This is a genomic window from Streptomyces sp. A1277, assembly GCF_004795015.1.
In the GTDB taxonomy this organism is placed as follows: domain Bacteria; phylum Actinomycetota; class Actinomycetes; order Streptomycetales; family Streptomycetaceae; genus Streptomyces.
The window spans coordinates 16,261-37,902 of the sequence record NZ_SSBI01000064.1 but is presented as its reverse complement, the minus strand read 5'-3'; the positions used below and the strand labels follow the sequence as shown (position 1 = coordinate 37,902).

19 protein-coding genes and 1 tRNA gene are annotated in these 21,642 nt (G+C 71.9%); 12 read left to right on the top strand and 8 right to left on the bottom strand.

The window, feature by feature from the left end; genetic code table 11:
- Positions 1-156 precede the first annotated feature (156 nt).
- From E6R18_RS31175 to E6R18_RS31145, 6 genes are all read left to right on the top strand, one after another.
- A complete protein-coding gene (locus E6R18_RS31175) occupies positions 157-768 on the top strand; it encodes a GNAT family N-acetyltransferase (RefSeq protein ID WP_136320234.1) in 612 nt (203 codons plus the stop codon).
- 31 nt (positions 769-799) lie between these two features.
- Positions 800-2,326 carry an ABC transporter substrate-binding protein gene (locus E6R18_RS31170; RefSeq protein WP_136320233.1) on the top strand — a complete coding sequence of 509 codons (1,527 nt, stop codon included), beginning with the start codon at positions 800-802 and terminating at the stop codon, positions 2,324-2,326.
- Positions 2,327-2,330: 4 nt separating this feature from the next.
- The gene (locus tag E6R18_RS31165; RefSeq protein ID WP_136320232.1) at positions 2,331-4,091 is read left to right on the top strand and encodes an ABC transporter permease subunit; all 1,761 of its coding nucleotides are present in this window, start codon (positions 2,331-2,333) and stop codon (positions 4,089-4,091) included.
- Between the two features lie 163 nt (positions 4,092-4,254).
- Positions 4,255-5,658: a cysteine--tRNA ligase gene (gene cysS / locus E6R18_RS31155; protein ID WP_136320231.1), complete on the top strand. Its 1,404-nt coding sequence runs from the start codon at positions 4,255-4,257 to the stop codon at positions 5,656-5,658.
- Between the two features lie 83 nt (positions 5,659-5,741).
- Entirely contained in the window at positions 5,742-6,698 is a 957-nt protein-coding gene (rlmB, locus tag E6R18_RS31150) for a 23S rRNA (guanosine(2251)-2'-O)-methyltransferase RlmB (protein ID WP_018553670.1), read from the top strand.
- A gap of 189 nt (positions 6,699-6,887) precedes the next feature.
- Positions 6,888-8,501 carry a DoxX family membrane protein gene (locus E6R18_RS31145; protein ID WP_136320230.1) on the top strand — a complete coding sequence of 538 codons (1,614 nt, stop codon included), beginning with the start codon at positions 6,888-6,890 and terminating at the stop codon, positions 8,499-8,501.
- A gap of 72 nt (positions 8,502-8,573) precedes the next feature.
- Here E6R18_RS31145 and E6R18_RS31140 read toward each other — a convergent pair whose 3' ends face one another.
- The 3 genes from E6R18_RS31140 to ugpC all read right to left on the bottom strand — a co-directional run bounded on the left by E6R18_RS31140 (position 8,574) and on the right by ugpC (position 11,102).
- On the bottom strand, positions 8,574-9,284 hold the full coding sequence (locus tag E6R18_RS31140; RefSeq protein ID WP_136320229.1) for a nucleotidyltransferase family protein: 711 nt from the start codon (positions 9,282-9,284) through the stop codon (positions 8,574-8,576).
- A 35-nt stretch (positions 9,285-9,319) separates the two neighbouring features.
- Positions 9,320-9,748, bottom strand: coding sequence for a hypothetical protein (locus E6R18_RS31135; protein WP_136320228.1), 429 nt, complete (start codon positions 9,746-9,748; stop codon positions 9,320-9,322).
- Between the two features lie 217 nt (positions 9,749-9,965).
- The gene (ugpC, locus tag E6R18_RS31130) at positions 9,966-11,102 is read right to left on the bottom strand and encodes a sn-glycerol-3-phosphate ABC transporter ATP-binding protein UgpC (RefSeq protein ID WP_136320227.1); all 1,137 of its coding nucleotides are present in this window, start codon (positions 11,100-11,102) and stop codon (positions 9,966-9,968) included.
- Between the two features lie 390 nt (positions 11,103-11,492).
- Between ugpC and E6R18_RS31125 the strand changes: the two genes are divergently transcribed.
- A tRNA-Thr gene (locus tag E6R18_RS31125) sits at positions 11,493-11,565 on the top strand.
- A gap of 37 nt (positions 11,566-11,602) precedes the next feature.
- On the opposite strand, the gene E6R18_RS31120 is transcribed toward E6R18_RS31125, so the two are convergent.
- Positions 11,603-12,253, bottom strand: coding sequence for a rhomboid-like protein (locus tag E6R18_RS31120; protein WP_136320238.1), 651 nt, complete (start codon positions 12,251-12,253; stop codon positions 11,603-11,605).
- 222 nt (positions 12,254-12,475) lie between these two features.
- On the opposite strand from E6R18_RS31120, the gene E6R18_RS31115 reads away from it, so the two are divergent.
- Both E6R18_RS31115 and E6R18_RS31110 read left to right on the top strand, forming a co-directional pair.
- On the top strand, positions 12,476-12,958 hold the full coding sequence (locus E6R18_RS31115; protein ID WP_136320226.1) for a GNAT family N-acetyltransferase: 483 nt from the start codon (positions 12,476-12,478) through the stop codon (positions 12,956-12,958).
- A gap of 58 nt (positions 12,959-13,016) precedes the next feature.
- Positions 13,017-13,697: a pentapeptide repeat-containing protein gene (locus E6R18_RS31110; RefSeq protein ID WP_206308474.1), complete on the top strand. Its 681-nt coding sequence runs from the start codon at positions 13,017-13,019 to the stop codon at positions 13,695-13,697.
- Between the two features lie 28 nt (positions 13,698-13,725).
- Here E6R18_RS31110 and E6R18_RS31105 read toward each other — a convergent pair whose 3' ends face one another.
- Positions 13,726-14,223: a hypothetical protein gene (locus E6R18_RS31105; protein WP_136320224.1), complete on the bottom strand. Its 498-nt coding sequence runs from the start codon at positions 14,221-14,223 to the stop codon at positions 13,726-13,728.
- A gap of 259 nt (positions 14,224-14,482) precedes the next feature.
- On the opposite strand from E6R18_RS31105, the gene E6R18_RS31100 reads away from it, so the two are divergent.
- Complete coding sequence (locus E6R18_RS31100; RefSeq protein ID WP_240799912.1) at positions 14,483-15,847, top strand: M1 family metallopeptidase; 1,365 nt, start codon at positions 14,483-14,485, stop codon at positions 15,845-15,847.
- A gap of 26 nt (positions 15,848-15,873) precedes the next feature.
- Here E6R18_RS31100 and E6R18_RS31095 read toward each other — a convergent pair whose 3' ends face one another.
- Together E6R18_RS31095 and E6R18_RS31090 are read right to left on the bottom strand one after the other, a co-directional pair.
- Positions 15,874-17,454, bottom strand: coding sequence for a M4 family metallopeptidase (locus E6R18_RS31095; protein ID WP_136320223.1), 1,581 nt, complete (start codon positions 17,452-17,454; stop codon positions 15,874-15,876).
- 323 nt (positions 17,455-17,777) lie between these two features.
- Positions 17,778-18,353 carry a TerD family protein gene (locus E6R18_RS31090; protein WP_136320222.1) on the bottom strand — a complete coding sequence of 192 codons (576 nt, stop codon included), beginning with the start codon at positions 18,351-18,353 and terminating at the stop codon, positions 17,778-17,780.
- A gap of 170 nt (positions 18,354-18,523) precedes the next feature.
- Here E6R18_RS31090 and arfB point away from each other — a divergent pair, with 170 nt between their 5' ends.
- Positions 18,524-18,958, top strand: coding sequence for an alternative ribosome rescue aminoacyl-tRNA hydrolase ArfB (gene arfB, locus E6R18_RS31085; RefSeq protein ID WP_136320221.1), 435 nt, complete (start codon positions 18,524-18,526; stop codon positions 18,956-18,958).
- A 136-nt stretch (positions 18,959-19,094) separates the two neighbouring features.
- Here the strand turns inward: arfB and E6R18_RS31080 are convergent, their stop codons facing one another.
- Positions 19,095-19,601: a flavin reductase family protein gene (locus E6R18_RS31080; protein WP_136320220.1), complete on the bottom strand. Its 507-nt coding sequence runs from the start codon at positions 19,599-19,601 to the stop codon at positions 19,095-19,097.
- A 319-nt stretch (positions 19,602-19,920) separates the two neighbouring features.
- On the opposite strand from E6R18_RS31080, the gene cdgB reads away from it, so the two are divergent.
- Positions 19,921-21,558: a diguanylate cyclase CdgB gene (cdgB, locus tag E6R18_RS31075; protein ID WP_136320219.1), complete on the top strand. Its 1,638-nt coding sequence runs from the start codon at positions 19,921-19,923 to the stop codon at positions 21,556-21,558.
- The last annotated feature ends 84 nt before the right edge of the window (positions 21,559-21,642 follow it).

Below are 21,642 nucleotides of genomic sequence, written 5' to 3'. Positions count from 1 at the left end.
CGCCGGCCGGTCCGGCGGGCCGCTGCCTCGCGCCCGGCCGTTCGCTGTGACGCGGGCCCGGCGCGGTGGTCCGCCGCCCCCCGCCCTTGTTGCACACCGTTCGCACGTACGCTGGTACCGCAAGGACGCGGTGTGCGAGGACGGTGGAGTTCCGGGATGACTGCTGCGACGACGGCCGCGATTCCGGCCGGCGCCGGGGGATACGTATTGCGCACCGCCGGGCCGCAGGACATCGGTGGGGCGCGGGCCGTGATGCTCGACACCGTCTACCGCGACCTGCGCTCCGGTTACGTACCGCGCTGGCACGCCGACATCATCGACCCCGAGGCCGCCTACCTGCGCCCGGCCCGCTGCACGCTGCTGGTGGCCGAGTGGGCGGACGAGATCGTCGCCACGGGTGCCGTGCGCGACCGGGGGCCGCAGGCGCCGCCCAATCCCCAGTGGGTCGCCGACCGCTTCCCCTCCGGCACCACGGCGCAGCTGTGCCGGATCTACGTGCGACCGGAGCACCGCAGGCACGGCCTGGCCCGCCGCATGGTGCGCGAGCTGTGCGCCTTCGTGGCGCGGGCCGGCGGCTACGAGGCGGTCTACCTGCACACCGACCCGGCCGTGCCGGGCGCCGAGCCGTTCTGGCGGTCCCTCGCGCGGGAGGTGTGCGACGAGCGCGCACTGCCGGGCGGCGGCCAGGGCATCGTCCACTTCGAGCTGCCGCTGCCGGAGTCCGGGGCACGCGCGGGGGCTTCGGGCACCCTGCACCCCACCGCTTAGATGATAATCGTTTTCATATAAGGTCGTTGCCATGCCCGCTCCCCGCCGCCGTCGCTCCGCGCTGCCGCTGACCCTGTCCGCGACCGCCCTGCTCGTCCCGCTCGCCACCGCCTGCTCCGGCGGCGCGTCCGACACCCACGGGGCGTCCGGCGGCGGACAACGCCTCCGCGTCGTCATGGCCTTCCCACCCGCCCAGGCCATGTCCCCCTACGGGGACGACGCCGTCACCCTCAGCCGCCTCGCCGTCGTCGAGGGCCTCACCACCCTGAACGGCGAGGGCGCGGCCGCGCCCGCACTCGCCACCTCCTGGAAGCGCGACACCCCCACCACCTGGACCTTCACCCTCCGCGAAGCGACCTTCCAGGACGGCACCGAGGTGGACCCGGCCGCCGTCGTCCGCTCGCTGAACGCCGCCGACCACGCCTCACCCGGCCCCCGCGTCCTGTCCGACACCGGCCTCACCGCCACGGCCCGGGGCGCCCACACCGTACGGATCGTCACCGACGAAGCCGACCCGCTGCTGCCCCAGCGCCTCGCCAACCCCTCCCTCGCCATCCTGTCCGCGGCCGCCTACGACCACGGAAGGGTGAACCCGGCCGGCCACGCCACCGGCCCCTTCACCCTGGCCTCCGTCAAGGGGGCCGTCAGCGCGACCCTGGAACGCAACGACACCTACTGGGGCGGCAAGGCCAAGGCCCCCGGCGCCGACGTGACCTTCGTCGCCGACGGCACCGCCCGCGCCAACGCCCTGCGCACCAAGGCCGTCGACGTCGCCGAATACATACCGGTCTCCCAGGCATCCCTCCTCGGCGACGGACTCGTCCACGCGTTCCCCTCCGCACGCACCAACGGCCTCTCCCTCAACACCGCCCACGGCGTCTTCGCCGACCCCGCCATGCGCGCGGCCGCCCGCGAGGCCATCGACTCCCCGGCCCTCGTCAAGGCCGTCTACGAAGGCAGCGCCGACACCGCACGAGGGCTCCTCGGCCCCGGAGTCCCCTGGGCCGCCGACGCCCGCACGGCCCCGACCGGCCGGGCGAAGGCCGCGGGCGCGGCGCAGGTGGCGAAGGCCAAGGAGATCGTCCTCGCCACCTACACCAACCGGCCCGAACTCCCCGAGGCCGCCACCGTCGTCCAGCAGCAACTCCAGAAGCGCGGCTTCACCGTCAAGCAGGTCGTCCGCGACTACGCCCAGATGGAGGCCGACGCCCTCGCCGGGAAGTACGACGCCTTCATCCAGGCCCGCAACACCCTCCTGGACACCGCCGACCCCGTCTCCTACCTCGCGTCCGACTTCACCTGCGACGGCAGCTTCAACATCTCCCAGCTCTGCGACGCACGCGTCGACACCGCCGTCGCCAAGGCCGCCGGCACCGCGTCGGCCGACGCCCGCCACCGCGCCGCCGCGACCGCCGAAGCCCGCGTCCTCGCCACCGACGCCCTCGTACCGCTCGTCCACGAACGCTTCGTCCAGGGGTACGACGACACCCGCGTCCGCGGCGTCGCCCTCGACCCCCTGGAACGCACCCTCATCACCGCCGACACCCACGTCGGGTGACCGGGTGAGACACCTCGCCGGGCGGGCCGCCGCACTCCTCGCGGTCCTCGCCGTCATCGGGCTGCTGCCCCGCCTCACCCGCACCGACCCCGCCCTCACGATCCTGCACGCCCGCTACGCCGACCGTCCCCCCACCGCCGAGACCCTCGACGCCATCCGCGCCGAGACCGGCCTCGACGGCGGGCCCCTCCCCCTCCTCGGCGACTGGCTCACCGGACTCCTCCACGGCGACCTCGGCACCTCCTGGGTCTCCGGACAGCCCGTCGCCCCCGACGCGGTGTCCGCACTCGGCGTCTCCCTCGCCCTCATGGGCGCCTCGCTCGCCGTCGCCCTCCTCACCGCCGCCGCCCTCACCGCCCGCACCCTGCGCCACGGAGCCCTCCGCCGCTCCGCCACCGCCCGGGCCGGGACCACGGCCGCCGTCCTCGCCGCGCTCCCCGAATTCCTCATCGCCGCCGTACTCGCCGCGCTCGTCGCCGTCCGGCTCGACTGGCTCCCCGCACTCGGCTGGGGCACCCCGCAGCACACCGTGCTGCCCGCCCTCGCCATGGGCATCCCGGCGGGCGCCCTCCTCGGCCGGCTCCTCGACGACGCCCTGCCCGCCGCCTTCGCCGAACCCTGGGCCCGCGCCGCCACCGCCCACGGCCTGCCCGCCCGCCGCGCCGCCCGCCACGCCCTGCGCCGCACCCTGCCCGGCCTGCTGCCCCAGCTCGGCCTGATCGTCGTCGGCCTCACCGGCGGAGCCGTCGCCGTCGAAACCCTCTACGCCATCCCGGGCCTCGGCTCCACCGCCCTGGCCTCCGCCCTCGCCCAGGACCTCCCCGTCCTCCAGGCGTGCGTCCTCATCCTGCTGCTCCTCGGCACGGCCGCCGGACTCGCCGCCCGCCTCGCCTCCCGCACCCTGCTCGGCCCCGCCCTGCACGAAGGCGCCCTGCCCGCACTCGTCCCGCCCGCCGCCCGCGCACGCCCCGCCCTCCTCACCGGCGCACTGCTCCTCGCCGCCCTGTTCGCCGCCGTCACCCTCACCGGACTCCTGCGCGACCCGCTCCACATCGACGCCGCCGCCCGCCTCGCCGGGCCCTCCGCCGTCCACCCCCTCGGCACGGACTCCCTCGGCCGCGACATCCTCGCCCGCCTCGGGCACGGAGCCGCCCGCACCGTCCTGACCGCCCTCGCCGTCTCCGCCGCCACCCTGCTCATCGGCCTCACCCTCGGAGCCGTACGCGCCACAGCCCTCACCGAGACCGCCAACGCCCTGCCCGCGATCCTCACCGGCCTCGTCGTCGCCGGCATCGCGGGCCCAGGACCCTGGAGCGCCGCGGCCGCCGTCACCGCCGTCGCCTGGGCCCCGCTCGCCGCCCACACCGGCGCCCTCTGCGCCCAGGAACGCGCCGCCCCCCATCTCGCCGCCGCCCGCGCCCTCGGTGCGGGGCGGTTCCACCTGCTGCGCCGTCATCTCCTGCCCGGCGTCCTGCCCCCCGTCGCCCGGCACGCCGCCCTGCGCGTCCCCGCCCTCGCCCTGGCCCTCGCCTCCCTCGGCTTCCTGGGCCTCGGCACCGCACCCCCCTCGCCCGAGTGGGGCCGCATGCTCTCCGAGAACCTCCCCTACGCCGAACGCGCCCCCTGGGCCGTCCTCGCTCCCGCCGCCGCCCTCGCCGTCCTCGGCGCCCTCACCGTCCTCACCACCGCGGCCGTACGGGGACGACCCGCCCCGAACACCACCGCGGCCGTAGAGGGCCGCAACGCCCGGAACACCTCCGCATGAGAGCCGCCCCCCTGCCTCCGCCCCCTCACCGGCGCCGCCCTCGCCCCGGCCCCGCCCCCGGGCGCGGCCGCGAAGCGGGGGAAAGGCCCCGAGGCCATAACAACTGCCGCGCAATCCCCGGAAGGGGGGCGGGGCACTGGTGCGGGCCTACTACCCTTGAGGCGTGACTATTCGCCTGTACGACACCAGCGCCCGGCAGATCCGTGACTTCGTCCCGCTCACAGCGGGCTGTGTCTCGATCTACCTCTGCGGCGCGACCGTCCAGGCCGCCCCGCACATCGGGCACATCAGGTCCGGACTGAACTTCGACATCATGCGCCGCTGGTTCGCCTACCGCGGCTACGACGTGACGTTCGTCCGGAACGTCACCGACATCGACGACAAGATCATCACGAAGTCCGCCGAACAGGGCCGCCCGTGGTGGGCCATCGGCTACGAGAACGAGCGCGCGTTCAACGCGGGCTACGACGCGCTCGGCTGCCTCCCGCCCACGTACGAGCCCCGCGCCACCGGCCACATCACCGAGATGATCGAGATGATGCGCGGCCTCATCGAGCGCGGCCACGCCTACGCCGCCGACGGCAACGTCTACTTCGACGTGCGCTCGTTCCCCGGCTACCTGGAGCTCTCCAACCAGGACCTGGACGACCTGCGCCAGCCCTCCGGCGACAACGAGACCGGCAAGCGCGACCAGCGCGACTTCGCCATGTGGAAGGCGTCCAAGCCCGGCGAGCCCAGCTGGGAGACCCCCTGGGGCCGCGGCCGCCCCGGCTGGCACCTGGAGTGCTCCGCCATGGCGCACAAGTACCTCGGCACCGCCTTCGACATCCACGGCGGCGGCATCGACCTGATCTTCCCGCACCACGAGAACGAGATCGCCCAGGCCAGGGCATACGGCGACGACTTCGCGAAGTACTGGGTGCACAACGGCTGGGTCACCATGGCCGGCGAGAAGATGTCGAAGTCGCTGGGCAACTCCGTGCTCGTCAGCGAGATGGTCAAGGCGTGGCGCCCGATCGTGCTGCGCTACTACCTCGGCACCCCGCACTACCGGTCGATGATCGAGTACAGCGAGGAGGCCCTGCGCGAGGCCGAGTCGGCGTTCGCCCGCATCGAGGGCTTCGTCCAGCGCGTCACCGAGAAGGCCGGCGAGACCGTCGCGCCCGCAGCCGAGGTGCCGCCCGCCTTCGCCGAGGCGATGGACGACGACATGGGTGTCCCGCAGGCCCTCGCGATCGTCCACACCACGGTCCGCCAGGGCAACAGCGCACTCGCCGCCGACGACAAGGAAGCCGCCGTCGCCCGCCTCGCCGAGGTCCGCGCCATGCTCGGTGTCCTGGGCCTCGACCCGCTGGACGAGCACTGGGCCGGCGAGAGCGACCGCGGCGACGACCTCCACGGCGTCGTCGACACCCTCGTCCGCCTCGTCCTCGACCAGCGCCAGTCCGCCCGCGCCCGCAAGGACTGGGCCGCCGCCGACGCCATCCGCGACCAGCTCAACCAGTCCGGCCTCGTCATCGAGGACAGCCCGGCCGGGCCCCGATGGACACTCGGCCCCCGCCAGTAGTCCCTCCATGTGCCGCCCGGCCCGCCGGGCGGCACACTCTCACTTATACGTATGCACGTCTGAAGCAACGAAACAGGTAGGTCATGGCCGGGAACAGCCAGCGCAGGAACCGCCGCACGTCCAACAAGAAGGGCATGCAGGTCGGCAGCGGTGGCCAGCGACGCCGTGGTCTCGAAGGCAAGGGACCGACGCCGCCCGCCTCCGCCCGCAAGGGACACAAGAAGAACCGCGTCGCCAACGCCCAGGCCAAGCAGGCCGCCGCCCGCCGCCCCGCACCCCGCCGCGGCGGCGTCAAGGGCACCTCCGAGATGGTCGTCGGCCGCAACCCCGTCTACGAGGCCCTGCGCGACGGCGTCCCCGCCACCACGCTCTACGTCCAGCAGTACATCGACAACGACGAGCGCGTCCGCGAAGCCCTCCAGCTCGCCGGCGAACGCGGCAACATCAACCTGATGGAAGCCCCCCGCCCCGAGCTCGACCGCATGACCAACGGGCTCAACCACCAGGGCCTCGTCCTCCAGGTCCCGCCCTACGAGTACGCCGACCCGCAGGACCTCACCGCCGCCGCCTACGACAACGGCGAGGACCCCCTCATCGTCGCCCTCGACGGCGTGACCGACCCCCGCAACCTCGGCGCCATCGTCCGCTCCGTCTCCGCCTTCGGCGGCCACGGCGTCGTCGTACCCGAACGCCGCGCCGCCGGCATGACCGCCGGAGCCTGGAAGTCCTCCGCCGGCACCGCCGCCCGCACCCCCGTCTCCCGGGTCACCAACCTCACCCGCGCCCTGGAGGCGTACAAGAAGGAAGGCATCGCGGTCGTCGGCCTCGCCGCCGACGGCGAACACACCGTCGAGGACCTCGAAGCCCTCGGCGGCCCCGTCGTCATCGTCATCGGCAGCGAGGGCAAGGGCCTCGGCCGCCTCGTCGGCGAGACCTGCGACTACCGCGTCCGCATCTCCATGCCCGGCGGCGCCGAATCGCTCAACGCCGGTGTCGCCGCCGGCATCGTCATGTACGAAGTCGCCCGCCGCCGCGCCTGACCACACGGCCCGGACGGGCCGCGCGGGGGCGCAAACGCACGTGCGCGCGCCCCCGCGCAACCCCCCACCACCTGTTGACGGGTCTCGGACACTTCGACACCGTCAAGGCAGTGTCCTAATCACACATCACTCGGTTAGATGAGTGTGGACACCAGAACGCCTCGGTTCGACGAACTACCCGCCCTGAGCATGACCAAGGTGGACTGCGACCCTGCGCAGGTCATCGTCAACCACGCCAGCTTCCGGGTGCAGCTCGCCCCCGGCCAGCGCGCACGGCTGCGCGGTGTGACCCCCGCCGGCGCGCCCAGGATCCCCGCCATGAGCGGCGCCGGAGCCGGACGCGGCCGACGCGCCCCCGTCGTCTGGAGCGGCAAGTCCGCCCCCGGCGACCCCGGCGCCACCGGACTCCTCCAGGCCGTACGGAACTCCACCGCACCCCGCCCCGACACCGCGTACGAGCCGTACGCCCCCCACGAGTTCGACGGCGGACGCGGCGGCGCCGGCACCCAGGTCATCCCGCGCCTCGACGAGCTGCCCCTCGAAGAGACCCAGCCCAACCCCGTCATCGGCGCACCCCGCTCCGGCGGCCCCCTGCTGCCCCCCATGCGCCGGGCGGTCGGCGCCTACGACCCCGTCGACCACGGCCCGTACCACCCGGCCCACCACGACGACCCGCAACCGTACGACGACGGAACCGTCGTCGACCTCACCGACGAGGACACCGGCGCCCCCGGCCGGCGCCAGAGCGGCACCGACGACGTCCGCCACGCGTACTACCCCGGCCGCCGCATGAACCTCGGCGTCGTCCTCCTGCCCATGCGCGTCTTCCTCGGCTTCATCTCCATCTACGCCGGCATGGGCAAACTCTGCGACCCCGTCTACTTCGACGGCGGCGAACGCGGCTCCATGGTCAAGTGGCTCAACTCCCTCCACCCCTGGGCCCTCGCCGAACCGCTGCGCGACTTCGCCCTCTCCCACCCCGTCGGAGCCGGCCTCTCCATCGCCTTCCTCCAGGTCGTCGTCGGCGTCCTCACCGTCCTCGGCCTCTGGCAGCGCGTCGCCGCCACCGTCGGCGCCCTGCTGTCCGCCGCGCTCCTCGTCACCGTCAGCTGGCGCACCGTCGCCGCCTACGACGCACCCGACATCATCTACCTCGCCGCCTGGAGCCCCCTGATCATCGCGGGCGCCCCCGTCTTCTCCATCGACGGACGCCTCGCCGGAGAAGCCTGGCGCAAGCTCGGCCCCCGCTCCGAGATCCGGGACCTGCGCCGCCGCGTCCTGCGCCGCGGCGCCGTCGTCGCCAGCGTCGTCGTCGGACTCACCCTCCTCATCGGCTCCATCCTCGGCGGTGCCGTCCGCTCCACCGAGGTCGTCACCGTCCCCGGCCCCCACGGCGTCCCCACCAACCAGCTCCCCGGCTCCCCGCTCCCCGACAAGTCCCGCAAGGGCAAGGCGTCCAAGAGCCCCACCGGCCACCAGCCCACTCCCTCCCACAGCACCGCACCCCACACCCCCTCAGCCGAGCAGTCCACCCCCACCTCGGACAGCGTCCGCGAAACGGGCCAGGCGGCGGGCGCGGGCGGCGGGCAGCCCAGCGAGACCCAGGGCACCGGCCAGCAGCCCCCGCGGCAGACCACCCCCCAGCAGCCCCCCGCCACCAGCTCGGGCCCCAGCTCCTCCGGCACCACCGGCACCGGCGGCGGCTCCACCACCGGCGGCACCGACCCCGACCCCGCCACCGGCTCCACCGGCGGCAACGGCGACGGCAGCGGCCGCAACCCCATCGGCGGCCTCCTCGGCTGACCCGGAGGCACGCAACGGAGAAGGGGGCGGGCCCGGAGGAAACCTCCGGGCCCGCCCCCTTCTCCGTACCGCCTACCGCCCGTCCAGTTCCTTGGCGGCCTCCGTCAGGTCCTTCGCCGTGTCGATGGCCCGCCAGTACGCCCCGTGCGGCAACGGATACCCCGCCAGCCGCCGCTCCCGCGCCAGCCGCGGAAACGTCGTCCGCTCGTGATCCCCCCGGTCCGGCAGCATCGCGGTGAACGCAGGCGAGAACACGTACACCCCCGCGTTGATCAGATACGGCGACGGCGGCGCCTCGATGAAGTCCGTGATGTGCCCGAACGCGTCCGTCTCCACCGCACCCCACGGAATGCGCGGCCGCGCCAGCGCCAGCGTCGCGGTCGCGTCCCGCTCCGCATGGAACGCCGCCATCTCACGCAACGAGAACCGCGTCCAGATGTCCCCGTTGGTCGCGTACCAGGGCTCCTGCGGCGCCGGCAGCCGGGCCGCCGCGTACTTCAGCCCGCCACCGCGCCCCAGCGGCTCGGACTCCACCACCGTCGTCACCCGCAGCGGCAGCACCGCGTCGGCCAGCCACTCCTGCAGCACCTCGGCCAGATGCCCGCACGACACCACGGCATCGGTCACGCCCTCGGCGGCCAGCCAGGAAAGCTGATGGCCGATGATCGGCGTCCCGGTACCCGGGATCTCGACCATCGGCTTGGGGCGGTCATCGGTATACGGGCGCAGCCGTGACCCCTGGCCACCCGCCAGGATCACGGCCTGCGTCGGAAACGTATGCATGCCAGGCACGATATGCCGTGCCTGGCCCTTGTCGGTCAGCTGAACTGGGCGACACCCGAGGCGAACGACGTGTCGCAGACGGGACGGGAGAACCGGTGCGCCCGGGTCGGGCCGTACTGCTCGACGGCCGCCTTCCCCAGCGCCTTCGCGATCGACATGCAGTGCCGGGCGAGCGACGGCCGCCCCTCGACGGCACGCTGGAGGTCCGTCAGCGCGACACCGGGGTCCTTCTCCCGGAGCTCTACGAGGAGCCGGTCGCGCAGGACGTCCTGCGGGGCAGGTGCCTTGACCTCCTTGGCGCCCTTGGCGTCGGAGACGGTACGAGCCGACGCGGCGAGCAGCTGCGAGTCGGAGTTGCTGGCTGCCCACGGCACGGCGGTGACCGCGAGGGTCCCGGACAGGACCATGACGACGGGCAGTACGAGAGCGAGAGTTCGGCCGATACGGCGCACGGAGTGGGTCACGCAGCGAGCGTAGCGGGCGGTGATGGCGCAGCGACATTACGTCACCCTCGCGGGGGACGGTTCGAGTGGCCTTTTCGAATCGCGTGTTGACGAACCGCAGCGAAATGACCGATGTGCCGGGGATTTTGCCCTCGCCCGTTGAAACCCTCCACGCGCCTCCGACGCACGGTGGCCCCGCACGGAGATCGTGCGGGGCCACCGTACAGCGCGTGCGGGATCAGTCGGTGAGACGCTCACCCGTCGACGTGGCGAAGACGTGCAGCTCGTCCGGGCGCGGCACGACGTGCAGCGTGGTGCCCTTCTCCGGGACGGCACGGCCGCCGACGCGGACCACGAGGTCCTTGTGCTCGCCACCGACCTCGGCGGCACCGTAGACGAAGCCGTCGGCGCCGAGCTCCTCGACCACGTTGACCGAGACGGCCAGACCGGCCGGGGCCTCCGAGGAGTCCTTGGTGAGGGTCTTCGCGGCGGCGCCACCGTGCTCGACGATGTCGAAGTGCTCGGGGCGGATACCGACCGTCACGGTCGTGTCGCCGCGGTTCGCGGCGGCGGTCAGCGCCTCACGCGAGACCGGGACGACGCTGTTGCCGAACTTCACGCCGCCGTCGGTGATCGGGACCTCGACCAGGTTCATCGCGGGGGAGCCGATGAAGCCGGCCACGAAGAGGTTCGCCGGCCGGTCGTACATGTTGCGCGGCGAGTCGACCTGCTGGAGCAGACCGTCCTTGAGGACCGCGACCCGGTCACCCATGGTCAGGGCCTCGACCTGGTCGTGGGTGACGTACACGGTCGTGATGCCCAGGCGGCGCTGGAGCGAGGCGATCTGCGTACGGGTGGAGACACGGAGCTTGGCGTCGAGGTTCGACAGCGGCTCGTCCATGAGGAAGACCTGCGGCTCACGCACGATCGCACGGCCCATCGCCACACGCTGGCGCTGACCACCGGAGAGCGCCTTCGGCTTCCGGTCCAGGTAGTCGACGAGGTCCAGCATCTTGGCGGCCTCTTCGACCTTCGCCCGGATGTCGGTCTTGTTCACGCCGGCGATCTTGAGCGCGAAGCCCATGTTGTCCGCGACGGTCATGTGCGGGTAGAGCGCGTAGTTCTGGAACACCATGGCGATGTCCCGGTCCTTCGGCGGCAGGTGCGTGACGTCGCGGTCACCGATGCGGATCGCACCGCCGTTGACGTCCTCAAGACCCGCGAGCATGCGCAGCGAGGTGGACTTGCCACAACCGGAGGGACCGACGAGGACGAGGAACTCACCGTCCGCGATGTCGATCTCGAGCTGGTCGACCGCGGGCTTCGTGGAGCCGGGGTAGACGCGGGACGCCTTGTCGAACGTGACACTGGCCATGCTGATGCTTCTCCTCCACCGGCAGGTACGTGCCGGACGATCCGTGGTAAGGGAGTGGTCTGGTCCATCGGAGTGAACCTGCAAGGACGCTACCTGGCGGTTTCGGATCTGTCAGCAGTTCTCGGGGGAGGAAAATCTCGCAGGTGGGCGGGGGAGGGCGGGCGATGGCGGGGCACTGCGGCGGAGCGCCGCATTTTTGGCCCTTGTCGCACCGTGACGCTTCCTGCTTCGACGCCCCCGCCCTGACTGTCCGATATCCGGATGAGCACGTCAGTGTTCTTGACGCACGGGTGCTCGGGCGGTTACGGGGGTGACGGAACGTCGTGGATCGGGGGTGAGGCGCTGTGTAGAGTGAGGGCTCGCGCGCGTGGCTCTTTCGGCGTGCGCGTTGCCGCCTTAGCTCAGTTGGCAGAGCGGTTGCCTTGTAAGCTCCAGGTCGTCGGTTCGATTCCGACAGGCGGCTCAAAACCCCAGGTCAGCGCCCCGCTGGCCTGGTTTTTTTATGTCCCGCGCCGCGTCAGCGGGTAGCACGCCAGGCCGATCAGGGCCGCCGTGAGGTGGCCGATGTCCGTGAAGGTCGGGGTGGTGATCAGGGGGACCGTGTAGATCACCAGGACCGCGAAGAGGTAGGCGGGGCGCCAGGGGCGGGGGACGTAGTAGGTGAGGACCGCGACGACGCCGGCGAGGGCGTAGCTGACGCCGACGTCGAGGGTGTTGGCGGCGGACGGCGGGGCGTGGCCGTGGCGGATGGCCCAGGCGAGGATGGATTCGCTGACGAGGGTGGCCAGCACGTGGGCGGTGGCGGCGACGGTGAGCCAGCGCGGGGTGCCGAGGCGGCGTTCGGCGGGGGCGTGGAAGACGGTGTAGAGGACGGCGTAGGGGAGCCATTGGCCGCTGTCGATCCAGAAGGCGCTGCTGATGAGGACGCGGACGGGGTTCCGGGACAGCTCGTGGATGTTGGTGGAGCGCTGTCGGAGGAACTCCTCCTCGAAGGCCGGTGACATCTGGTGGACGATGACCGTGGTGACGAAGAGGGCGGTCAGCCAGAGGTAGGTGCCGGGGGCGCTGCGGATCCAGGAGCCGGTGGCGCGGAGCCGGGCGGTGGGGGTGGTGCGGGGCCGGGTGGGCGGGGCTGGCTGGCCGGTGGGCATAGCCGATTGACGCACGCTCCTACGATCGGGGGCGTGATCGACATCCCGGATGCGCTCGTCGCTACTCAGACCGCTCACAACGGGGAGGCGGGGGAGCCGGTCGCGCTGCGGTTGCGGGGGGAGGCGTCGGCCGGGGCGGTGCGGTTGCTGGAGCACGATCCGGTGACGGGGCTGGGGGCAGGTGGCGGAGGGTGGTCGCCAGGGGCTGTTTACGCTGCCCCCATGATTCGTACTGCTACTGCCGCCGATGTCCCTGTGCTGCACGCGATGGTGCGTGAGCTGGCCGATTACGAGAAGTCGTTGCACGAGGTGCGGGTGACCGAGGAGCAGTTGCGCGAGGCGCTGTTCGGGGAGCGGCCGGCGGCGTTCGCGCATATCGCGGAGTCGGACGAGGACGGCGGGGTGGTGGGCTTCGCGCTGTGGTTCCTGAACTTCTCCACGTGGCGCGGGACGCACGGGATCTACCTGGAGGACCTGTACGTACGTCCCGAGCGGCGTGGTGGCGGGCATGGGAAGGCGCTGTTGACGGAGTTGGCGCGGATCTGCGTGGAGCGGGGTTACGAGCGCCTGGAGTGGTCGGTGCTGAACTGGAACGCCCCGTCGATCGCGTTCTACGAGTCGCTGGGTGCGCGTCCGCAGGACGAGTGGACGGTGTACCGGCTGACGGACGGGGCGCTGGCGGAGCTGGGTGCGGCCGGGGCCTGACCGCGCCGGGAGCGTGGGCCCCCGGGGCGTTGTCAGTGGGGTGCGTCACGATGGGGGCATGGTGCGCAGTGGTGGTCGCAGTGGTGGCGGGGTCGCGGTGGCGCGGCGGCCGGAGGTGCGGCTGCCGCCGCTGACCGAGTTCGAGGGGGGTGGGCTGGAACCGGACGGGGATTACGACGGGGTGCGGTTCGGGTCCGTGGATCTGGCGGACGAGTCGGGTCCGGGTGCGCGGTTCATGGACTGTGCGCTGGAGGGCTGTTCGCTGGACCGTACGGAGCTGAGCCGGGCGCGGTTCATCGACTCGGTGCTCACGGGGGTGCGGGGGGTGGGGACCGATCTCGCGTCGGCGTCGCTGCGGGATGTGGAGGTGGTGGACGCGCGCCTGGGCGGGGTGCAGTTGCACGGGGCGGTGCTGGAGCGGGTGCTGGTGCGGGGCGGGAAGATCGATTACCTGAATCTGCGGAAGGCCCGGCTGAAGGATGTGGTGTTCGAGGGCTGTGTGCTGGCGGAGCCGGATTTCGGGGGCGCGCAGCTGACCCGGGTGGAGTTCCGGGACTGTGTGCTGAAGCGGGCGGACTTCAGTGCGGTGCGGATGGAGGCGGTGGATCTGCGGGCGGTCGCGGAGCTGGACATCGCGCGGGGTGTGGAGCGGTTGGCGGGTGCGGTGATCAGTCCGGCGCAGTTGATGGAGCTGGCTCCGGCGTTCGCGGCGCAGATCGGGGTGCGGGTGGAGGCGTGAGGGGTCGGGCCGCCGGCCTCGGGGTGGGTCAGAGGCGGGGGAAGCGGGCCTGGAGGTCCCAGACGGCGGGGTTGTCGGCGAGACCTTCGTGCATGTCGGCGAGGTCGGCGATCAGGTCGTGCAGGAAGTCGCGGGCTTCGCGGCGCAGGAGGGAGTGGCTGAAGGTGAGGGGTGGTTCTTCGGGGGCCATCCAGTCGGCTTCGATGTCGACCCAGCCGAAGCGGCGTTCGAAGAGCATGCGGTCGGAGGACTCGGTGAAGTCGAGTTCGGCGTACTGGCGGCGGTGCGAGCGGTTGCCGCGGGGGTCCTGGTCGATCTGTTCGACGATGTCGCAGAGGGCCCAGGCGAAGTCGAGTACCGGCACCCATCCCCAGGCTGTGGATACTTCGCGGTCCTCCTTGGTGTCCGCGAGGTAGACGTCCCCGGAGAACAGGTCGTGGCGCAGGGCGCGGACGTCCGCCCGGCGGTAGTCGGTCTGCGGGGGGTCGGGGAAGCGGCGGGAGAGGGAGTAGCCGATGTCGAGCACGGTTCGATGGTGTCATGCCCGGCGTGTCGGCCCGGCATCAGTGGCCGGGGCGGGTCCGGGGTGAGGGCGTGCGTCGGCCACGAGCCCCGGAATCCGACATTCCGCACATAGGATCACCGGCGTGGATCATCGAACCCCGGTACGCGCGACGCCCCGTACGTCCCGTACGGCGGGCACGCCCCGGACACCGGGCACGTCCCGTACGGCGGGCGCGGCCCGCAGGCGCGCGCCCCGAAGGGCGACCGGGGCGGCCGTCCTGCTGCTCGCCCTCGCCCTTCTCGCGCCCGCGTGTACGGGTGGGGTGGAGGGTAAGCCGGGTGCGTCCGGGGTGCGCGACCCGTACTTCCCGAAGCTGGGCAACGGCGGCTACGACGTGACGCACTACGCCATCACACTGGACGTGGACCCGGACGAGCAGCGGCTGCGCGGGAGCGTGGAGATCACCGCGCGGGCCACCCAGGACCTCAGCTCGTTCAATCTGGACCTGGCCGGGCTGACCGTGGACTCGGCGACCGTGGAGGGGCGTCCGGCCGCCGTCAACCGGGCGGGCAACGAGCTGACGCTGCGTACGGACGCGAAGGTCGAGGACCGGCTGCGCCGGGGCGAGACGTTCCGGGCCGTCGTGCGCTACTCCGGCTCCCCGAAGACGATCACCGATCCGGACGAGTCGGAGGAGGGCTGGCTGCCGACCGGCGACGGGGCGCTCGCGCTCGGTGAGCCGACCGGTTCGATGGCCTGGTTCCCGGGCAACCACCACCCGAGCGACAAGGCCGCGTACGACCTGACGGTCACCGTTCCGAAGGGGCTGACGGCGGTCTCCAACGGGGTGTTGGCCGGTCCGCCGACGACGGAGAAGGGCCGTACGACCTACCGCTGGCACACCGCCGAGCCGATGGCGAGCTATCTCGCGACGCTGGCGGTCGGGCGGTTCGAGACGAAGACGTCGACCATGGCGGGCGGGACCACGGTCTTCACCGCCGTGGACCCGGAGGTGGCGAAGGCGAGCGCGCGGGCGGTGGCCAGGGTGCCGGAGGTGGTGGCGTGGGAGGCGGAGCACTTCGGGCCGTATCCGTTCTCGGCGACGGGCGCGATCGTGGAACGCGAGCACGACGCCGGGTACGCGCTGGAGACGCAGAACCGGCCGGTCTTCCCCGGCCCGCCGGACATGGAGACGCTCGTCCACGAGATGGCGCACCAGTGGTTCGGCGACTCGGTCACGCCGAAGAGCTGGCGCGACATGTGGCTGAACGAGGGGCTGGCGACGTACGCGGAGTGGCTGTGGGCGGAGGAGAAGGAGGACACCCCGGCCGATGAGTCGTTCGACGACGAGTACGAGGACGAGGACAACTGGGCGTTCCCGCCCGCCGATCCGCCCTCCGCCGCGGACATCTCCGAGCAGCCGGTGTACGGGCGCGGGGCGATGGTCATCCACAAGATCCGTGAGGCGGTGGACGACGACGAGGAGTTCTTCGCGCTGCTGAAGGGCTGGACGAAGGCGCACCGGCACGGCAACGCGTCGACGGCGGACTTCACCGCGTACGTGGAGGAGGAGACCGGGCAGGATCTGTCGGGGTTGTGGAAGGCGTGGCTGTACGGCAGGAGCCGGCCCGCCGCGGACGGCTGACCGGCTCCTGGTCGGGGCGTGGCGGGTTACTTGACGTTGACGCCGCTCCAGGCCGCGTCGACGGCCTTCAGTTCGGCGCTGTCGGCCCCGTAGAGGTCGGTGGCCGCCTTCTCGGTGGCGGTGCGGGCGTCGGCGTAGTCGGTGGTGGAGGTCATGTACTCGGACAGGGCCTTGTACCAGATCTGGACGGCCTTGTCCCGGCCGATGCCGGTGACGGTGGAGCCGTCGGCGGTGGGGGAGTCGTAGTCGACGCCGTTGATGGTCTTGGCGCCGCTGCCCTCGGCCAGCAGGTAGAAGAAGTGGTTGGCGACGCCGGAGGAGTAGTGGACGTCGAGGCCGCCGACGCCGCTGTCCCAGTAGTCGGCCGAGCCGCCGTCCTTACTGGGCTCGTCCATGTAGCGCAGCGGGCTGCCGTCGCCGTTGATGTCGATCTTCTCGCCGATGAGGTAGTCGCCGGCGTCGGTGGTGTTGTCGGCGAAGAACTCGACGGAGGTGCCGAAGATGTCGCTGGTGGCTTCGTTGAGCCCGCCGGACTCGCCCGAGTAGTTGAGGTTGGCGGTGGAGGAGGTGAGGCCGTGGCTCATCTCGTGGCCGGCGACGTCGAGGGCGGTGAGGGCGCTCTTGTTGTCGGCGCCGTCGCCGTAGGTCATGCAGAAGCAGCTGTCGTCCCAGAAGGCGTTGACGTACGCGTCGCCGTAGTGGACCCGGGAGTAGGCGGCCTTGCCGTCGCCGGCGATGCCGTCGCGGCCGAACGCGGACTTGTAGAAGTCCCAGGTCTTGGCGGCGCCGTAGTGGGCGTCGACGGCGGCGGTCTGGCGGTCGTCACCGGTGCCGTCGCCCCAGGTGTCGTCGTCGTCGGTGACGAGGGCGCCGGTGCCGCTGGAGCCCTGGTTCAGGTCGTAGGTCTTGTGGCCGCCGCGGTCGCCGTCGGTCAGGTCGAAGCCGGAGCCGGACGCGGTGGTGGAGACGTCGACCTTGCCGCTGTACTGGCTGTTGCCGATGCCGGCGGTCTCGATCTCCTCGTAGCTCTGCAGGACCTTGCCGGTGGTGGCGTCGGTGATGACGCGCTTGCGGCTGGGGGTGCCGTCCTTCTGCACGCCGGTCTTCACGGATTCCAGGGCGAGGACGGGGGTGCCGTCGCCCGCCCAGATCACCTTGCGGGCGCTGGCCGCGGTCTTGATCTTCGCCGTCGTGGACGGCACGGATATGCGGGCGGTGGTGGCCTTGGTGACGCTCTTGAGCGTGCCGTCGGCGGCGGTGTGGGTGACGAGGTCGCCGCCGAGGACGGGCAGGCCGTCATAGGCGCGCTCGTAGCGGGTGTGGACCGTGCCGTTGGCGTCCTTGATCACGTCACGGGCGATCAGCTTCTCCTTGGCGCCGAGCTTCAGGGTGCTCGCGGTCGAAGAGGCGTCGGTCTGGGCGGACTTGATGGCGGCGGTGCGGGCGGAGGCGGTGCTGAAGGCCGGGGTGGAGACGGGGGAGGCGGAGGAGGTGTCGCCGGGGGTGTTCGGGTGGGCGTTCGCCGCACCGGTCTGCGTCCCGACGACGACCATCGCGGCCACGGCGGCCAGGGCTGCGGCGCGACGGGTGTTCATGTGGGGGGTCATACGGGCTCCGTTGCTCGTTCCGTGGGGGGTTACGAGCCGAGAGCGTGCCACTGAATGACCACTATTGACGGTGCACTAACAAATGCCTCACATTTCCTTGACCAGTTCTTGTCCGACTGGGGTGCGTTCATGTCCGTTATCCGGCGGACTTCGGTCAAGTCGGGGCCGGGCCCGTCTATGGGCGGATACGCGGAAGCGCTGATGTGCGGATACGCGGAAGCGCCGGTGTGCGGACACACGGAAGCGCCGGTGTGCGGACACACGGAAGCCCCCGGCCGCAGGACGTTCGGCCGGGGGCTTGCGTGAAACGGGTGGACGGAGCGTCAGAGGCTGACGCCGAAGTCCTGCGCGATGCCGCGCAGGCCGGAGGCGTAACCCTGGCCCACGGCGCGGAACTTCCACTCGGCGCCGTTGCGGTACAGCTCGCCGAAGACCATGGCGGTCTCGGTGGCGGCGTCCTCGCTGAGGTCGTAGCGCGCGATCTCCGAGCCGCCGGCCTGGTTCAGGATGCGGATGTAGGCGTTGCGCACCTGGCCGAAGTTCTGGCTGCGGGTCTCGGCGTCGTAGATGGAGACCGGGAAGACGATCTTGTCGACGTCGGCCGGCAGGCCCGCCAGGTTGACGTTGATCTGCTCGTCGTCGCCCTCGCCCTCACCCGTGACGTTGTCACCGGTGTGCACGATGGTCTGGTCCGGCGTCGACTTGTTGTTGAAGAAGACGAAGTGGGCGTCCGAGTAGACCTTGCCCGCCGCGTTGACCGCGATGGCCGAGGCGTCGAGGTCGAAGTCGGTGCCGGTGGTGGTACGGACGTCCCAGCCGAGGCCGACCGTGACGGCGGTGAGGCCGGGGGCCTCCTTGGTGAGGGAGACGTTGCCGCCCTTGGACAGGCTTACTGCCATGGGAAGTCCCTTTCATCTTCGGGTGCGGGCTTCGTGCCGTCACGAAGCTACCGTCACCGTTCATAACGCCGACAGGGGACCGGGAGGTTCCGCCCGCCTTTACTTTCTTTGCCGAAAGGGGCCCGGGGCGCGGCAAAAGGAGGTGACGAACACCCGCCGGGGCGGGGAACATGGGTGTCATGTCCGGGCCCTATGTCATCCGCGGTTCGGTCTCCCTGCCGGAGGCCGAGCTCATGTGGCGTTTCTCGCGGTCCTCCGGGCCCGGCGGGCAGCACGTCAACACCAGCGACTCCCAGGTGGAGCTGCGCTTCGACCTCGGGGCCACCGAGGCGCTGCCCGAGGTGTGGAAGGAACGCGCCCTGGACCGCCTGGCCGGCCGGCTGACCGACGGCGTGATCTCCGTCCGCTCCTCGGAGCACCGCTCCCAGTGGCGCAACCGCGAGACGGCCGCCGTACGGCTCACCGCCCTGCTGGCCGAGGCCACCGCCCCGCCCCCCAAGCCGCGCGTGAAGCGCAAGGTGCCCCGCGGCATCAACGAACGCCGGCTGCGCGAGAAGAAGCAGCGCGGCGACACCAAGCGCGGCCGCTCGGGCCGCGACTGGTAGACGACAGTCGGGAACCCCCCCCAAGGGTGGGGTCAGTCGGAACCCCCCAAGGGTGGGGTCGGTCGGGCCCCCCCAAGGGTGGGGTCAGTCGGAACCCCCCAAGGGTGGGGTCAGTCGGGACCCCCCAAGGGTGGGGTCAGCCCAACTGCCGGTAGCGCCCGCGGAAGTACGTCAGCGGACCGCTCTCCCCGCTCTCCACCCGCGCCCCGAGCACCCGCCCGATCACCAGCGTGTGGTCGCCCGCCAGGACCCGCTGCTCGGTCCGGCACTCCAGCGTCGCCAGCGCGCCGCCGGCCAGCGGGGCCCCGGTGACCTCGCCGCGCGTGTACGGGATGTCCTCGAACAGCAGCCGGTCGCTGATCCGGCCCTTCATCGCGAACCGCCCCGCGATGTGCCGCTGGCTCTCCGCCAGCACCGACACCGCCCACAGCGGCTGCTCGGAGAGCAGATCGTCCATCCGGGAGTCGTTGCGCAGGCTCACCATCACCAGCGGCGGGTCCAGCGACACCGACATGAAGGCGGTCGCGGTCATGCCGACGTCCTCGCCGCGCCCGTCCTCGTCGAGCGGCGGCTCCTGGGCGGTGACCAGCACCACGCCGGCCGCCAGGCGGGCGAGTGCGGCGCGGAACTCTTCGTTGCTCACCCCCTCAGCATGGGGGACGGGCTCGGTACGCGGGGTGGGGGGCTTCGTCTGCAACACACCGGGAACGCTAGCCGCGCCCGGTATGCCCCCGCATCGGGCCAGGGGACCAGCCGGGTCCTAGGACCAGGCCCGTGCGGCACCGGCCCGGCCCACCTCTTTGCCAACTCTTGTGACTTGAGTCACAGAGTGCAATATTTGTTGACCCTGTGTACCGGGTGCACAGCTCGCTGTGATTCAGTGGCCGTGACACTGCAGTAAGTACGTCACGTACGTCGATATGAAACCTGGAGTGCTGTCGAGGTCTCGGGGAGTGCGAGCAATGGAGGCCGAGTCGGAGCCGTACGTCCGCCTCGCGACGATGCGGCAACTGCACCAGGCCGTCGCCGATCTCAACACGGCGCGGAGCCTGGCCGACACACTGCAGACCGTGGCCGACGGAATCGTCGCCGGTCTCGGCTACGAGCTGGCCTGCGTCAATCTCGTCCGCCCCGACGGCGACCTAGTCGTCGCCGCCTTCGCCGGCAACCACGCCGCCGAGGCCCTGATCACCGGCCGGGTCGGCTCCCGCGCCTCCTGGGAACGCCGGCTCGCCATGGGCGAGATATGGGACGAGCTGCGCTTCATACCGCACACCGACGGCTGGATCCTCCTCGACGACGACGTACCGCAGTGGCACACCGAGGGCCCCGAGCCCCGCTTCGAGGACGAGTGGCACCCGCAGGACCGGCTCTACGCCCCGATGTACGCCTCCGGCGGCGGCTCCGACCTCCTGGGCGTCATATCCGTCGACCGGCCCCGCAACGGGCGCCGCCCGGGAGCCTGGGGGCGCGAGGCCCTTCAGATGTACGCCTCGCAGTCCGCCATCGCGATCAGCAACGCGAGGCTCCGGGCCAACATGCAGCGGGCCCTGGTCCGCCTGGAGCGCGAGCAGCAGGCGCTGCGGGCCAGCGAGGAGTCCTTCCGCCAGGCATTCGAGTACGCCCCCAGCGGCATGGCGATCGCCGAGATGGGCGGCGACCAGCACGGGCGGCTGCTGCGGACCAACGACGCGCTGTGCCGGCTGCTGGGCCGCCCCGCATCCGTGCTGCGCCGCTACTCCTTCGCCGACCTGGTCCACCCCGAGGACATCGGCACCCTGCTCCGCACCTCCGCCGAGGGGGGCCGCGCCGAACTGCGCCTCGGCCGCCGGGACGGCACGTACCTCTGGGTCTCGCTGCGCAACTCCGTCGTCGCGGACACCGCGGACGGGCCGCGTTTCCTGCTGACGCACGTCGAGGACATAGAGGAGCGCAAGCGCCACGAGCTGAACCTCGCCCACCGCGCCTCGCACGACGCGCTGACCGGGCTGCCCAACAGCGCGGAGCTGCGGGCCCGGCTCGGCGCCCGGCTGTGCAACCGCCCGCACGCGGTGGCGACCACCGACGTGGAGGCGCTGGACGCGGCGTACGGGGACGTGGACGACGCGCGGGCGCAGGGCTACCCGCCGGGCGGCCCGGGCGCGGGCCCGTTCGACCACCATGTGCACGCGGTCGCGCCGGACACGGAGCACGACGACGGCTCGAAGGGGCTCGCGGTCCTCTTCTGCGACCTGGACGGCTTCAAGTCGATCAACGACCGCTTCGGGCACCACACGGGTGACGCGGTCCTCATCGAGGTGGCCCGCCGGCTCACCACGTGCGTCCGGGACGGGGACACCGTCGCCCGGCTCGGGGGTGACGAATTCGTCGTGCTCGCGGACGGCCTGGGCGCAGCGGACGCCGCTGACCTGGCGGTGCGCCTGCGGAACGCGATCATTCCGCCGATCCGGGTGGACGGGCGCGCGGTGCGGGTCGGGGCGAGCTTCGGCATCGGCTGGGCGGCCTGCGGGATGACGGCCGAAGAGGTGCTGCGCTCCGCCGACCAGCGGATGTACATCGAGAAGCGGTCGCGTTCGAAGGTTCACCGCAGGGCCGGCTGACGTTTGCCTCCCTTACCCCACCAGGGGTCCCGCCGCCACCTGCGGCAATTCTTGGTGTGGTCCATTCGGGGTAGGCTCGGCCGG

What these genes read in the sequence shown, in the direction of transcription:
- cdgB (WP_136320219.1), top strand. Translation starts at nt 19,921, where the DNA reads ATGGAGGCCGAGTCGGAGCCGTACGTCCGCCTCGCGACGATGCGGCAA.
- E6R18_RS31140 (WP_136320229.1), bottom strand. Translation starts at nt 9,284, where the DNA reads ATGCATACGTTTCCGACGCAGGCCGTGATCCTGGCGGGTGGCCAGGGG.
- E6R18_RS31095 (WP_136320223.1), bottom strand. Translation starts at nt 17,454, where the DNA reads ATGACCCCCCACATGAACACCCGTCGCGCCGCAGCCCTGGCCGCCGTG.
- E6R18_RS31170 (WP_136320233.1), top strand. Translation starts at nt 800, where the DNA reads ATGCCCGCTCCCCGCCGCCGTCGCTCCGCGCTGCCGCTGACCCTGTCC.
- E6R18_RS31120 (WP_136320238.1), bottom strand. Translation starts at nt 12,253, where the DNA reads ATGCCCACCGGCCAGCCAGCCCCGCCCACCCGGCCCCGCACCACCCCC.
- ugpC (WP_136320227.1), bottom strand. Translation starts at nt 11,102, where the DNA reads ATGGCCAGTGTCACGTTCGACAAGGCGTCCCGCGTCTACCCCGGCTCC.
- E6R18_RS31115 (WP_136320226.1), top strand. Translation starts at nt 12,476, where the DNA reads ATGATTCGTACTGCTACTGCCGCCGATGTCCCTGTGCTGCACGCGATG.
- E6R18_RS31090 (WP_136320222.1), bottom strand. Translation starts at nt 18,353, where the DNA reads ATGGCAGTAAGCCTGTCCAAGGGCGGCAACGTCTCCCTCACCAAGGAG.
- E6R18_RS31175 (WP_136320234.1), top strand. Translation starts at nt 157, where the DNA reads ATGACTGCTGCGACGACGGCCGCGATTCCGGCCGGCGCCGGGGGATAC.
- E6R18_RS31110 (WP_206308474.1), top strand. Translation starts at nt 13,017, where the DNA reads ATGGTGCGCAGTGGTGGTCGCAGTGGTGGCGGGGTCGCGGTGGCGCGG.
- arfB (WP_136320221.1), top strand. Translation starts at nt 18,524, where the DNA reads ATGGGTGTCATGTCCGGGCCCTATGTCATCCGCGGTTCGGTCTCCCTG.
- E6R18_RS31145 (WP_136320230.1), top strand. Translation starts at nt 6,888, where the DNA reads ATGACCAAGGTGGACTGCGACCCTGCGCAGGTCATCGTCAACCACGCC.
- rlmB (WP_018553670.1), top strand. Translation starts at nt 5,742, where the DNA reads ATGGCCGGGAACAGCCAGCGCAGGAACCGCCGCACGTCCAACAAGAAG.